This is a genomic window from Pseudocitrobacter sp. 2023LY-00077, from assembly GCF_055796175.1.
Window position 1 is genome coordinate 73,137 of sequence record NZ_JBSPEI010000022.1, and the last position, 13,454, is coordinate 86,590.

13 protein-coding genes, 2 tRNA genes and 1 rRNA gene are annotated in these 13,454 nt (G+C 55.1%); 5 read left to right on the plus strand and 11 right to left on the minus strand.

From position 1 onward, the window contains the following. Positions 1 to 8 precede the first annotated feature (8 nt). Both ppiC (ACWWFX_RS22225) and ppiC (ACWWFX_RS22230) read left to right on the plus strand, forming a co-directional pair. The gene (ppiC, locus tag ACWWFX_RS22225; protein ID WP_015966459.1) at positions 9 to 290 is read left to right on the plus strand and encodes a peptidylprolyl isomerase PpiC; all 282 of its coding nucleotides are present in this window, start codon (positions 9 to 11) and stop codon (positions 288 to 290) included. A 49-nt stretch (positions 291 to 339) separates the two neighbouring features. After that, complete coding sequence (gene ppiC, locus ACWWFX_RS22230; protein WP_015966460.1) at positions 340 to 621, plus strand: peptidylprolyl isomerase PpiC; 282 nt, start codon at positions 340 to 342, stop codon at positions 619 to 621. Positions 622 to 741: 120 nt separating this feature from the next. Here ppiC (ACWWFX_RS22230) and ilvC read toward each other — a convergent pair whose 3' ends face one another. After that, positions 742 to 2,217 (minus strand): ketol-acid reductoisomerase, encoded by a 1,476-nt coding sequence (gene ilvC, locus ACWWFX_RS22235; protein WP_149464857.1) that lies wholly within the window; start codon positions 2,215 to 2,217, stop codon positions 742 to 744. Between the two features lie 151 nt (positions 2,218 to 2,368). On the opposite strand from ilvC, the gene ilvY reads away from it, so the two are divergent. Further along, positions 2,369 to 3,259, plus strand: a complete 891-nt coding sequence (ilvY, locus tag ACWWFX_RS22240) for an HTH-type transcriptional activator IlvY (RefSeq protein ID WP_473224796.1) — start codon at positions 2,369 to 2,371, stop codon at positions 3,257 to 3,259. On the opposite strand, the gene ilvA is transcribed toward ilvY, so the two are convergent. From ilvA to ilvL, 6 genes are all read right to left on the minus strand, one after another. Continuing rightward, positions 3,256 to 4,800, minus strand: coding sequence for a threonine ammonia-lyase, biosynthetic (ilvA, locus tag ACWWFX_RS22245; protein WP_473224797.1), 1,545 nt, complete (start codon positions 4,798 to 4,800; stop codon positions 3,256 to 3,258). The two genes, ilvY and ilvA, sit on opposite strands and share 4 nt — an antisense overlap. 1 nt (position 4,801) lies before the next feature. Then, positions 4,802 to 6,652 carry a dihydroxy-acid dehydratase gene (ilvD, locus tag ACWWFX_RS22250; RefSeq protein ID WP_473224798.1) on the minus strand — a complete coding sequence of 617 codons (1,851 nt, stop codon included), beginning with the start codon at positions 6,650 to 6,652 and terminating at the stop codon, positions 4,802 to 4,804. A gap of 62 nt (positions 6,653 to 6,714) precedes the next feature. Then, positions 6,715 to 7,644, minus strand: a complete 930-nt coding sequence (locus tag ACWWFX_RS22255; RefSeq protein ID WP_015966465.1) for a branched-chain amino acid transaminase — start codon at positions 7,642 to 7,644, stop codon at positions 6,715 to 6,717. Positions 7,645 to 7,661: 17 nt separating this feature from the next. After that, positions 7,662 to 7,925, minus strand: a complete 264-nt coding sequence (gene ilvM, locus ACWWFX_RS22260; protein ID WP_015966466.1) for an acetolactate synthase 2 small subunit — start codon at positions 7,923 to 7,925, stop codon at positions 7,662 to 7,664. Then, complete coding sequence (gene ilvG / locus ACWWFX_RS22265; protein WP_473224799.1) at positions 7,922 to 9,568, minus strand: acetolactate synthase 2 catalytic subunit; 1,647 nt, start codon at positions 9,566 to 9,568, stop codon at positions 7,922 to 7,924. The genes ilvM and ilvG overlap by 4 nt, the downstream gene beginning before the upstream one ends. Positions 9,569 to 9,707: 139 nt before the next feature. Next, a complete protein-coding gene (ilvL, locus tag ACWWFX_RS22270; RefSeq protein ID WP_015966468.1) occupies positions 9,708 to 9,806 on the minus strand; it encodes an ilv operon leader peptide in 99 nt (32 codons plus the stop codon). 351 nt (positions 9,807 to 10,157) lie between these two features. Here ilvL and ACWWFX_RS22275 point away from each other — a divergent pair, with 351 nt between their 5' ends. Continuing rightward, on the plus strand, positions 10,158 to 11,678 hold the full coding sequence (locus ACWWFX_RS22275) for a YifB family Mg chelatase-like AAA ATPase (protein ID WP_473224800.1): 1,521 nt from the start codon (positions 10,158 to 10,160) through the stop codon (positions 11,676 to 11,678). Positions 11,679 to 11,703: 25 nt separating this feature from the next. Here the strand turns inward: ACWWFX_RS22275 and ACWWFX_RS22280 are convergent, their stop codons facing one another. After that, entirely contained in the window at positions 11,704 to 12,042 is a 339-nt protein-coding gene (locus ACWWFX_RS22280; RefSeq protein WP_015966470.1) for a MaoP family protein, read from the minus strand. Between the two features lie 106 nt (positions 12,043 to 12,148). On the opposite strand from ACWWFX_RS22280, the gene hdfR reads away from it, so the two are divergent. Continuing rightward, complete coding sequence (gene hdfR, locus ACWWFX_RS22285; RefSeq protein WP_473224801.1) at positions 12,149 to 12,982, plus strand: HTH-type transcriptional regulator HdfR; 834 nt, start codon at positions 12,149 to 12,151, stop codon at positions 12,980 to 12,982. A 92-nt stretch (positions 12,983 to 13,074) separates the two neighbouring features. Here the strand turns inward: hdfR and ACWWFX_RS22290 are convergent. The 3 genes from ACWWFX_RS22290 to rrf all read right to left on the minus strand — a co-directional run bounded on the left by ACWWFX_RS22290 (position 13,075) and on the right by rrf (position 13,451). Beyond that, positions 13,075 to 13,150, minus strand: a tRNA-Trp gene (locus tag ACWWFX_RS22290). Between the two features lie 54 nt (positions 13,151 to 13,204). Continuing rightward, a tRNA-Asp gene (locus ACWWFX_RS22295) sits at positions 13,205 to 13,281 on the minus strand. Between the two features lie 54 nt (positions 13,282 to 13,335). Continuing rightward, positions 13,336 to 13,451: ribosomal RNA gene (gene rrf, locus ACWWFX_RS22300) — 5S ribosomal RNA — on the minus strand. Between the last annotated feature and the right edge of the window lie 3 nt (positions 13,452 to 13,454).

Below are 13,454 nucleotides of genomic sequence, written 5' to 3' on the forward strand. Positions count from 1 at the left end.
ACCTCACCATGGCAAAGAGCGCCGCAGCCCTGCACATCCTGGTCAAAACCGAAAAACTCGCCCTTGAAATCCTCGCCAAACTGGATCGCGGCGTCAGCTTTGATCATCTGGCAAAACGCTATTCGAGCTGCCCGTCCGGGCGAAACGGCGGCGATTTAGGCGAATTCAAACAGGGCATGATGGTGAAACCGTTCGATGACGCCGTCTTCAGTTGTCCATTGTTGAAACCTTACGGGCCGGTGAAAACCAAATTTGGCTATCACATCATCAAGGTGTTATATCGCCGATAACGCGTGCTAAAATCGCCAGCCTTATTGACCCCTTTCGAAGGCGCATATCATGGCAAAAACAGCAGCAGCACTGCATATCCTTGTTAAAGAAGAAAAACTGGCTCTGGATCTTCTGGAACAACTTAAAAACGGCGCCGATTTCGGAAAGCTGGCGAAGAAGCACTCTACCTGTCCGTCAGGCAAACGCGGTGGGGATTTAGGTGAATTCCGTCAGGGCCAGATGGTTCCGGCGTTCGATAAAGTGGTGTTCTCTTGCCCGGTGCTGGAGCCGACTGGCCCGCTGCACACCCAGTTCGGCTATCACATCATTAAGGTGCTGTACCGTAACTAATGCCCCTCACCCTAACCCTCTCCCGCAGGGAGAGGGAACGGATGGTGCAAATAGTTAAATGTGTGCGGTTTTCACCCTCTCCCTGTGGGAGAGGGCCGGGGTGAGGGCATCAGCGCGCAGTTATCCTGCAACCGCAATACGTTTCATATCCGTCATATAGCCACGCAGTTTCTGGCCGACTTTCTCAATCGCATGACCACGAATCGCTTCGTTCACATCACGTAGTTGCGCGTTATCAACAGCACCTTCGGCAATCGCTTTACCCAGATCGCCTGGCTGAATTTCCGTCATGAACGATTTCAGCAGCGGCACACAAGCGTAAGAGAACAGGTAGTTACCGTACTCGGCGGTATCAGAGATAACCACGTTCATTTCATACAGACGCTTACGAGCGATGGTGTTGGCAATCAGCGGCAGCTCGTGCAGTGATTCATAGTAAGCCGACTCTTCGATAATACCGGAATCAACCATGGTTTCGAACGCCAGCTCAACGCCTGCTTTTACCATCGCGATCATCAGTACGCCTTTATCGAAGTACTCCTGCTCGCCGATTTTGCCTTCATACTGCGGCGCGGTTTCGAACGCGGTTTTGCCGGTCTCTTCACGCCAGGTCAGCAGTTTCTTATCATCATTGGCCCAGTCAGCCATCATGCCGGAGGAGAATTCGCCGGAGATGATGTCGTCCATATGTTTCTGGAACAGCGGAGCCATAATCTCTTTCAGCTGTTCTGACAGCGCGTAAGCACGCAGTTTCGCCGGGTTAGAGAGACGGTCCATCATCAGGGTGATGCCGCCCTGTTTCAGCGCTTCGGTGATGGTTTCCCAGCCGAACTGAATCAGTTTTTCGGCATATGCCGGATCGGTGCCTTCTTCCACCAGCTTGTCGAAGCACAGCAGAGAGCCAGCCTGCAACATACCGCACAGGATGGTTTGCTCACCCATCAGGTCAGATTTCACTTCCGCAACGAATGACGATTCCAGCACGCCCGCACGGTGACCACCGGTTGCTGCCGCCCATGCTTTAGCGATCGCCATGCCTTCGCCTTTCGGATCGTTTTCCGGGTGAACGGCAATCAGCGTCGGTACGCCGAATCCACGTTTGTACTCTTCACGCACTTCAGTGCCTGGGCATTTCGGCGCCACCATCACTACGGTGATGTCTTTGCGGATTTGCTCGCCCACTTCTACGATGTTAAAACCGTGAGAGTAGCCCAGCGCCGCGCCGTCTTTCATCAGCGGCTGTACGGAACGCACCACGTCGGAGTGCTGCTTGTCCGGCGTCAGGTTAACCACCAGATCCGCCTGCGGGATCAGTTCTTCGTAAGTGCCAACTTTGAAACCGTTGTCAGTCGCTTTACGCCAGGATGCGCGCTTCTCAGCGATCGCTTCTTTACGCAGGGCATAGGAGATGTCCAGACCAGAATCACGCATGTTCAGGCCCTGGTTCAGACCCTGTGCGCCACAACCGACGATGACCACTTTTTTACCCTGAAGGTAGCTCGCACCGTCAGCGAATTCGTCGCGGCCCATAAAGCGACATTTGCCCAACTGTGCCAGCTGCTGGCGCAGATTCAGTGTATTGAAGTAGTTAGCCATGGTGATTCCTCGTGATGTTGTGCTTCTTATTGTTCGGTTCGCTGTTGAGCGAGAATGTCACCACATTACAACAGGAAATTTATTGCGGAAATTGATATATTCACAACGTCACATTGCAATTTCTGCAACGTCAAAATCGAGGGCTGAGCCTGTGGATTTACGCGATCTGAAAACCTTCCTGCATCTGGCGGAAAGCCGTCATTTTGGCCGTAGTGCGCGGGCGATGCACGTTAGCCCGTCCACGCTTTCGCGTCAGATTCAGCGCCTGGAAGACGATCTCGGTCAGGCATTATTTGTGCGCGATAACCGTACGGTGACGCTGACCGAAGCGGGCGAAGAGCTGCGTGTTTTCGCCCAGCAAACGTTGTTGCAGTACCAGCAGTTGCGCCACACCATCGACCAGCAAGGGCCATCGCTCTCTGGCGAGTTACATATTTTCTGCTCGGTGACCGCCGCTTACAGCCATCTTCCGCCGATTCTTGACAGATTCCGCGCGGAACACCCGTCGGTGGAGATCAAACTCACCACCGGTGATGCGGCGGATGCGATGGAAAAGGTCGTCACTGGCGAAGCAGATTTGGCGATTGCCGGGAAACCGGAGACTCTGCCAGGCGCGGTGGCGTTTTCGATGCTGGAGAACCTCGCGGTGGTGCTGATCGCGCCCGCGCTGCCTTGCCCGGTGCGTAACCAGGTTTCGGTAGAGCAACCGGACTGGTCGACGATTCCCTTCATCATGGCCGATCAGGGACCAGTACGCCGCCGTATTGAACTGTGGTTTCGACGCAACAAAATCAGCAACCCGATGATTTACGCCACGGTTGGTGGGCATGAAGCAATGGTTTCGATGGTGGCGCTCGGCTGCGGCGTGGCGCTGCTGCCAGAGGTGGTGCTGGAAAACAGCCCGGAACCCGTGCGCAACCGCGTAATGATTTTAGAGCGCAGCGATGAGAAAACGCCGTTTGAACTGGGCGTGTGTGCACAAAAAAAGCGGCTGCATGAGCCGCTGATTGAGGCATTCTGGAAGATTTTACCCAACCACTAACCCGCCAAAAAGAACCTGAACGCCGGGTTATTGGTTTCGTCGTGGCAATCGTAGCCCAGCTCATTCAGCCGGGTTTCGAAATCCGGTTCATGGTCGCCAAGCTCGAAGGCCGCCAGTACGCGCCCGTAATCGGTGCCATGACTACGATAGTGGAACAAAGAAATATTCCAGTGCGTACCCAGCGTGTTGAGGAAGCGCAGCAGCGCGCCCGGTGATTCCGGGAATTCGAAGCTGTAGAGGCGTTCCTGCAACGGATGCGATGGACGCCCGCCGACCATATAGCGCACGTGTAGCTTCGCCATTTCATCGTCGGAGAGATCAACCACGCTGTAGCCGCCATCGTTGAGCATCTGCAAAATTTCTTTGCGCTCCTCAAGGCCGCGGCTTAAGCGCACGCCGACAAAGATGCAGGCGTTTTTGGCATCGGCAAAACGGTAGTTGAACTCGGTGACCGAGCGCCCACCAAGCAGCTGGCAGAACTTCAGGAAGCTGCCTTTTTCTTCCGGGATGGTCACCGCCAGAAGCGCTTCACGCTGTTCGCCCAGTTCGCAGCGTTCCGAGACGTAGCGCAGGCCGTGGAAATTAACGTTCGCCCCCGAAAGCACATGCGCCAGTCGTTCGCCGCGAATGTTGTGCTGGGCGATATATTTTTTCATTCCTGCCAGCGCCAGCGCGCCAGATGGCTCCGCCACCGCGCGCACATCTTCGAATAAATCCTTCATCGCCGCACAGATCGCATCACTATCGACGGTGATGATGTCGTCGAGATACTCCTGGCACAAACGGAAAGTTTCATCGCCGATGCGTTTTACCGCAACACCTTCGGCGAACAGCCCTACGCGCGGCAGATCAACCGGATGACCCGCATCCAGCGCCGCTTTCAGGCAGGCGGAGTCTTCCGCTTCCACGGCGATCACTTTGATTTGCGGCATCAGCTGTTTGATCAGCACCGCCACACCCGCCGCCAGGCCGCCGCCGCCGACCGGTACAAATACGCGATCAAGATGGGCATCCTGCTGGAGCAGTTCCAGCGCCAGCGTGCCTTGCCCGGCGATCACCATCGGATGATCGAACGGCGGCACCCAGGTGAAGCCCTGCTGCTGAGACAATTCAATCGCTTTGGCTTTTGCTTCATCGAAGTTCGCACCATGAAGCAGCACTTCGCCGCCGAAGCCGCGTACCGCATCAACTTTGATGTCAGCGGTGGCGGTTGGCATGACGATCAGGGCCTTCACGCCTAACCGCGCGGAAGAAAACGCAACGCCCTGCGCGTGGTTACCCGCAGAAGCGGTGATCACGCCGTGCGCTTTTTGTTCTTCCGTCAGGCCCGCCATCATGGCGTATGCGCCGCGCAGCTTAAAGCTGTGCACTGGCTGGCGGTCTTCGCGCTTCACCAGAATCACGTTATCAAGACGCGACGACAGCTTTTCCATTTTCTGTAGCGGCGTAACCTGTGCCGCTTCATAGACCGGCGCGCGAAGCACCGCTCTGAGATACTCCGCCCCCTCAGGGGCGGCAGACAGAGGTTGTGAGTCGGCCATCTTAGCCTCCCAGTTTTGATTTATCGCGCACAGCACCTTTGTCGGCGCTGGTCGCCAGGCTGGCGTAGGCACGCAGGGCAAAGGAAACCTGGCGTTCACGGTTTTTCGGCGTCCAGGCCTGGTCACCACGGGCTTCCTGCGCTTCACGACGCGCGGCAATTTCCTGGTCGCTCAGTTGCAACTGAATGCCGCGATTCGGAATGTCGATTTCGATCAGGTCGCCATCTTCAATGATCGCGATATTGCCGCCGCTTGCCGCTTCCGGTGAAACGTGGCCTATGGAAAGACCAGAGGTACCGCCAGAGAAACGACCGTCGGTGATCAACGCACAGGCTTTGCCGAGGCCCATCGATTTCAGGAAGGTAGTCGGATAGAGCATTTCCTGCATGCCAGGGCCGCCTTTCGGACCCTCGTAGCGGATCACCACCACATCACCCGCGACGACTTTACCGCCGAGGATCGCTTCAACCGCGTCGTCCTGGCTTTCGTACACTTTTGCCGGGCCGGTGAATTTGAGGATACTGTCATCGACGCCTGCGGTTTTCACGATGCAGCCGTTTTCCGCAAAGTTACCGTAGAGTACCGCCAGGCCGCCGTCTTTGCTGTACGCGTGCTCCAGCGAGCGGATGCAGCCATTAGCGCGATCGTCATCGAGAGAATCCCAACGGCAATCCTGCGAGAACGCCTGGGTGGTACGGATACCCGCCGGGCCGGCACGGAACATATTTTTCACCGCATCATCCTGAGTCACGACGATGTCGTATTGCTCAAGGGTTTGCGGCAAGGTCAGGCCCAGCACGTTTTTCACATCACGATTCAGTAAGCTAGCGCGATCCAGCTCGCCCAGAATCCCCAGTACGCCGCCTGCGCGGTGAACATCTTCCATGTGGTACTTCTGCGTACTCGGCGCGACTTTACACAGCTGCGGTACCTTGCGGGAGAGCTTATCGATATCACTCATGGTGAAGTCGATTTCCGCTTCCTGCGCCGCCGCCAGCAGGTGGAGAACGGTGTTGGTAGAGCCGCCCATCGCGATATCCAGCGTCATGGCGTTTTCAAACGCCGCTTTGCTGGCAATGTTACGCGGCAGCGCAGAGGCATCATCCTGCTCGTAATAGCGTTTAGTCAGTTCAACAATACGCGTACCGGCATTGAGGAAAAGCTGCTTGCGATCGGCGTGGGTTGCCAGCAGTGAGCCGTTACCCGGCTGCGACAGGCCCAGCGCTTCGGTCAGGCAGTTCATCGAGTTAGCGGTGAACATTCCGGAACAGGAACCGCAGGTCGGACACGCGGAACGTTCAACCTGCTCACTTTGGGCGTCAGAAACTTTCGGGTCTGCGCCCTGGATCATCGCATCGACCAGATCGAGTTTGATTATCTGATCGGACAGTTTAGTTTTCCCGGCTTCCATCGGGCCGCCGGAAACAAAGATCACCGGAATATTCAGGCGCAGGGAGGCCATCAGCATCCCCGGGGTGATTTTGTCGCAGTTAGAGATACAGACCATGGCGTCGGCGCAGTGGGCGTTCACCATATACTCAACGGAGTCGGCGATCAGTTCGCGAGACGGCAGTGAATAAAGCATGCCCCCGTGGCCCATGGCGATACCGTCATCCACCGCAATGGTGTTGAACTCTTTGGCTACGCCGCCTGCCGCTTCAATCTGTTCAGCAACCAGTTTACCGAGGTCGCGCAGGTGCACATGGCCCGGCACGAACTGGGTAAACGAGTTTACAACCGCGATAATCGGCTTACCGAAATCGGCGTCGGTCATCCCGGTGGCGCGCCACAGTGCGCGGGCACCCGCCATATTACGGCCATGGGTGGTGGTAGCGGAACGATACTTAGGCATGCTTTATTTACTCCCAGTGTCTGTCTAATAAAAGGGACGGTGCGTGCCGTCCCCTTTCTTTGTTAGTGATTAACCTGATCCAACCAGCCCCATTTATCCTCGGTTTCACCGGTGAAGAGGCCAAAGAATGCTTGCTGAATACGCTTGGTGACCGGGCCACAGCGGCCTGCGCCTACCTGGATGCCGTCGACGCTACGTACTGGCGTGATTTCTGCCGCCGTACCGGACATAAAGACTTCATCCGCCAGGTACAGGGATTCGCGCGACAGCACCTGTTCGCGAACTTCAATATCGAGATCTTTCGCCAGTTTGATGATGGCGTCACGGGTGATGCCCGGCAGCGCGGAAGAGGTGAACGGCGGTGTAAACAGGATGCCATCTTTCACTTCAAACAGGTTTTCGCCCGCACCTTCAGAGATATAGCCGTTCACGTCCAGCGCGATGCCTTCCTGGTAACCGTGGCGACGCGCTTCGCTGCCAACCAGCAGGGAAGAGAGGTAGTTACCACCGGCTTTTGCCGCCGTCGGGATGGTGTTCGGCGCAACGCGATTCCAGGAAGAGACCATCGCATCAATCCCCTGATCCAGCGCTTCTGCGCCCAGGTACGCGCCCCATGGGAACGCAGCGATGATCACGTCAGTTTTGTAGCCATCCGGCGGATTCACACCCATACCGACGTCGCCCACGAAGACCAGCGGACGAATATAGGCGCTGGTCAGATTGTTTTTGCGGATCACCGCGCGGCAGGCTTCCATTAATTCATCAACGCTCTGAGAGACCGGGAAGCGATAGATTTTGGCTGAGTCATGCAGACGCTGCATGTGTTCGCGATGGCGGAACACCACTGGCCCTTTGTGAGAATCGTAGCAACGGATACCTTCGAAGACGGAAGTACCGTAGTGCAGCGCATGGGACATCACGTGAACTTTCGCTTCACCCCATGGAACCATCTCACCGTTGAACCAAATGTAATCAGCTTTTTTCGTCGTCATTTTTCTTCCTTTTGCGCTCAGGCGCTAATTTGTTGTGATGTTGTCTGGCACTGATGGACGGCGACAGAAGCAACGTCCACCAGTTTACTTAACTGACTAAACAGTAATTCGACCGGGCGGGGACTGGCAACGGTCAATTCGATATTTATATTCTGTGCATCGGAGGCCGCTTCCATATTCATGGCGCAGATTTGAAAACCGCGATGGCGAACCACACGTAACACACGTTCCAGCGTTTCCGGATTGAAGCGAGCCTGCACGGCGAGCTGATGTTGCATCATGATAATTTCTCCAGCATTTCTGCATTACTGGCACCGGGCGGTACCAATGGCCAGACGTTCTCAAGTTCGTCTATTGAGACATGAAGCAGGTACGGGCCTTCGCTTGCCAGCAGGGTGTCGAGTGCCGCTTCAACCTGGTCTTTACGGGTGATGTGCTGGCCAGGGATGCCGAAGGCGCTGGCCAGAGTGAGAAAATCAGGGTTATCGGTGAGCGTAGTTTCGCTGTAGCGCTCCTGGAAGAACAACTGCTGCCACTGGCGAACCATGCCTAAACGCTGGTTATCCAGCAGGACGATTTTCAACGGCAGCTGTTTACGCTTCACGGTGCCCAGCTCTTGTACGTTCATCATGAACGAGCCGTCCCCGGAGATGCAGATGACCGTGTCGTTCGGGCGGGCAACCTGCGCGCCAACCGCCGCCGGCAGGCCGAAGCCCATGGTGCCTAATCCGCTGGAGGTGATGAAGTTTTCCGGGCGGGTGTAGGTCATGTGTTGTGCGGACCACATCTGGTGCTGACCCACGTCGGTGGTGACAACGCTGTCAGCAGGCTTGCGATCGGAAAGCTGTTTGAGCAGCAACGGCGCATAGATAGCCTCGCCAGGGTGATCGTAACGCCAGGCGTGTTCCGCACGCAGTTCTGCATTGTGCTGACGCCACGCATCAATCGACAGGGATTGTTGCAACGCGGGCAGTAACGCATTCAGTTCGCCCTGCAGAGCAACGTGTGCCTGACGCAGCTTATTCATTTCCGCCGGGTCGATATCCATGTGGATCACTTTGGCGTGCGGTGCGAAGGTATTCAGCTTGCCGGTCACGCGGTCGTCAAAGCGCGCGCCAACGGCGATCAGCAGGTCACTCTCCTGCACCGCCAGGTTCGCGGCTTTGGTGCCATGCATCCCCAGCATGCCGAGATAATACGGATAGTCTGCATCAACCGCGCCAAGCCCCTTCAGTGTACAAGTCGCAGGCATCTGAGTGACGGCGATAAATTCACGTAACGCGGGAACCGCCTGCGCCATCCCGACGCCGCCGCCCACATACAGCATCGGTTTTTTTGCCTGCGCCAGCATCTGACAAGCGACATCAACATCGGCGTGCGGGAACGTATCTTCGCTGGCGACGGTGGAAAAATGGGGTTCCAGATCGCCCTGCGCCACCTGAATATCTTTCGGAATATCAACCAGAACGGGGCCCGGACGGCCTGAGTTTGCCACCTGGAATGCTTCTGCCATCACGCGCGGCAGCTCTTCCAGCGACTGCACCAGGAAACTGTGTTTGGTGCAGGAGAGTGATAAACCGAGGACGTCCACTTCCTGAAACGCATCCGTTCCGATGAACGGAGAAGCCACCTGGCCGGTGATCGCCACAACCGGAACAGAGTCCAGCAGTGCATCAGCGAGGCCGGTTATCAGGTTGGTTGCACCAGGACCAGAGGTTGCGATGCAGACACCCGTTTTACCGGTGGCACGCGCATAACCAATTGCCGCCATCGCCGCGCCCTGCTCGTGTCGGCACAACAGGTGCTCCACGCCGCCGTCATACAATGCATCGTAAACCGGCATAATTGCGCCACCCGGATAACCGAAAACTGTCTCGACTCCTTGTGCCCGCAACGCATGTACTACCCACTGTGCCCCATTCATAGTTAGTTCCCCGCCGTAGATCGGGAGAAACAGGATTTTGTGCTACAACTCATAATCTGCTCCTCGCTATTGTTTTTAAGTCATAAAAAAACCCCCGGACCTTTCGGTGCGGGGGTCTTAGTTCGTTAAGGCTTGATTTCTAAGCCTTTCCTCGTCCAAGTGCAGCCCCGCACGGTGGGATAATAATCACCACCACGCTAATCACGACCAGGCTAATCACTCGTAGAAGGGCTTTCATTTTTGTCTATTCTTGCATCTTGTTCGAAGGAATGCCTACAGAGTTACCACAGACGTTAAGAACAGCACAAGTTTTTTTTATTACTGTGATATTCATCATGCTGCGAATTTTGCACAAGACATTTGTTTTATATGAAAAAATTATGAATTGAATTTTTTTCACCTGTTGGGCATTTTCACTACTGTTGCACCTTCAGGAATGCCCAGACGGCGAAAAATGCGAGAAGCACTCGAATATTATTGAAATACCATGAAACAGCAGCGATATGCCGGAATCCTCGCCGTAAAATCAAAAATTCGACAGTTCTTCGCATCACAATGACGCGCATAATGCCGCACATCAGGAGGCATTATGTCACTATCCGTTGTCTACACACGCGCGGCGCTTGGCGTCACCGCCCCGCTCATTACCGTTGAAGTTCACATCAGTCAGGGGTTGCCTGGCCTCACCATGGTTGGCCTGCCGGAGACCACCGTAAAGGAAGCGCGCGACCGCGTTCGTAGCGCAATTATCAACAGCGGTTATGAGTACCCGGCTAAAAAAATCACGATCAATCTGGCACCGGCCGACCTGCCAAAGGAAGGGGGCCGATATGATTTACCTATCGCTCTCGCGCTTCTGGCGGCCTCTGAGCAGCTCAATCCACAGAAGCTGGGTCAATACGAGTTTGTGGGCGAACTTGCGCTTACAGGCGCCCTACGCGGCATTCCCGGTGCAATTTCAGCGGCAATTGAAGCGAGTAAAGCCGGTAGGCAGATTGTGGTGGCTGAAGATGATGCTGCGCAGGTTGGCTTATTGGGCGGCAGTGAATGCTATATCGCGAATCATTTGCAGGAGGTCTGCGCTTTTCTTGAAGGAAAACACGCATTACGCACGGCGCAGCCTGATACGACGCCGGTGCACCTGATATGCGAAGATTTGAGTGACGTCATCGGCCAGCAGCAGGGAAAACGGGCGCTGGAAGTTACCGCTGCGGGTGGCCACAATCTTTTGCTTATTGGCCCACCAGGTACCGGCAAAACGATGCTCGCCTCGCGTCTGCGCGGGCTGCTACCTCCGCTTAACGATCGGGAAGCGCTGGAAACGGCGGCAATTATCAGCCTGGAGAACGCCAGCAGCGTGCAGAAACAGTGGCGTCAGCGCCCTTTCCGTTCTCCACATCACAGCGCATCGTTAACCGCCATGGTGGGCGGCGGGTCTATTCCGGGGCCTGGCGAGATCTCGCTGGCGCATAACGGCGTGCTGTTTCTCGATGAACTTCCGGAATTTGAACGTCGGGTGCTGGATGCCTTGCGCGAACCCATTGAGTCAGGGCAGATTCACATTTCGCGAACAAGGGCGAAAATTACCTATCCGGCGCGTTTTCAATTGATTGCAGCAATGAACCCCAGCCCAACCGGGCATTATCAGGGAAATCACAATCGCTGTACGCCAGAGCAAACGCTACGTTATCTGGGGCGTTTATCGGGTCCGTTTCTGGACCGCTTTGATCTTTCCCTTGAGATACCATTACCGCCGCCAGGAATATTGAGTCAGGCGCGTCAGGGGGAAGAAAACAGCCAGACAGTACAGGCTCGCGTCATTGAATCCCAGACGCGTCAGTATCATCGGCAGGGGCAGCTCAACGCCAGGCTTGGCAGTAGTGATATTCGTCGCTTCTGTGCGTTGTGTGATGAGGATGCGCTATGGCTGGAGCAAACGCTCACCACGCTGGGGTTATCGATACGCGCCTGGCAGCGCTTGTTAAAGGTGTCGCGCACCATTGCCGATCTGGAAGGGGTGGACGCTATTGCGCGTCATCATCTCCAGGAGGCGCTGAGTTATCGGGGTATTGACCGGGTACTGATTCATCTGCAAAAGCTGTTGCATTAAAAAAGGGGCCGAAGCCCCTTTCTTGTTAGTCGTCGCTTTCAGTGTAGTCTTCAGCGCCTTCCACCTGCGGCTTCCCGCCAGACAGCGTGTGAAAACGCTTAGGACGCTTAATGCGCGTCACATACTTATTCCATACGCGTTCAGCTTCGGTCGCTGGCTCACGTTCGCCACGGCACACCGCAACAAACTGCTTCTCTTCATCGGTAGACGGTTCACGTTTGCCGAGATCGAGTTCGTTAAAGGCATAGCCACAACGTTCAAGCAGTTGAGCCTCTTTGATGGTGAAATCACCATGGCGAGAGAACCCGCGTGGATAATTTTTATTGTCGAAAAAACGATTAGTCGTCGTAAAGCTTTCCGCCATCCTACACGCTCCTAATTCTTTGGCCGAGCTATTTATGGCGCGGAGTATTAGTTACGCTTGACAGAGTGTAAAACAAAAGATTTAAATCATAACGACAAATAATTTTGTGGAGAAAGCTGTGGATACGGAATTGCTAAAAACTTTCCTCGAAGTGAGCAGAACTCGTCACTTCGGGCGCGCTGCGGAAGCCCTCTATTTGACGCAATCTGCGGTAAGTTTTCGCATCCGTCAGTTGGAAAACCAGTTGGGGGTCAATCTCTTCACCCGACATCGCAACAATATCCGTCTGACCGCCGCTGGCGAAAAACTGCTGCCCTACGCGGAAACGCTGATGAATACCTGGCAGGCGGCGCGGAAAGAGGTCGCCCATACCTCGCGGCATAATGAATTCTCCATCGGAGCCAGCGCCTCGCTGTGGGAATGCATGTTGAATGGCTGGCTCGGCAGGCTCTATCAATCATTTGATAATCTTCAGTTTGAGGCGCGAATTGCGCAGCGTCAGTCGCTGGTGAAGCAGCTCCATGAGCGACAGCTTGATCTGCTAATCACGACAGAAGCCCCCAAAATGGATGAATTTAGCAGCCAGTTATTGGGAAACTTCACACTCGCACTTTACTGCGCATCGCCCTCCAGTGAGAAAGCAGAGCTCAACTATCTGCGTCTGGAATGGGGCCCGGATTTTCAGCAACATGAGGCTGGCCTGATCGCGCACGACGACGTTCCGCTATTGACCACCAGTTCAGCTGATTTGGCAAGACAGCAGCTGGATCCGCTGAAAGGCTGCACCTGGCTACCTACCGCGTGGGCGAAAGAGAAAGGTGGGCTACATACGGTTGCGGATAGCGCGACGCTTTCTCGTCCGTTATATGCCATCTGGTTACAGAACAGCGATAAACAGGCGCAAATTCGCGATATCCTGAAAAATAACGTTTTGATTTAGGGGTATTTTAAGGGAAGGAGTGGGATCGCGAGATGTCACTTCGCTGAATTTCAGGCAAAAAAAAATCCTTTGCATAAGCAAAGGATTATATATGGCAGGGGCGGAGAGACTCGAACTCGCGACACCCGGTTTTGGAGACCGGTGCTCTACCAACTGAGCTACGCCCCTAAATTTTCTTATCATTAAGCCTGCTAATGTAGCAGGCTTAATTTTTTTAATAAGTGGCGGAACGGACGGGACTCGAACCCGCGACCCCCTGCGTGACAGGCAGGTATTCTAACCGACTGAACTACCGCTCCACCGAATTTCTTTGTCACTACCCGGATTTTCATCCCGGTTTACTGCAATTTGATGCCTGGCAGTTCCCTACTCTCGCATGGGGAGACCCCACACTACCATCGGCGCTACGGCGTTTCACTTCTGAGTTCGGCATGGGGTCAGGTGGGACCACCGCGCTAGTGCCGCCAGGCAA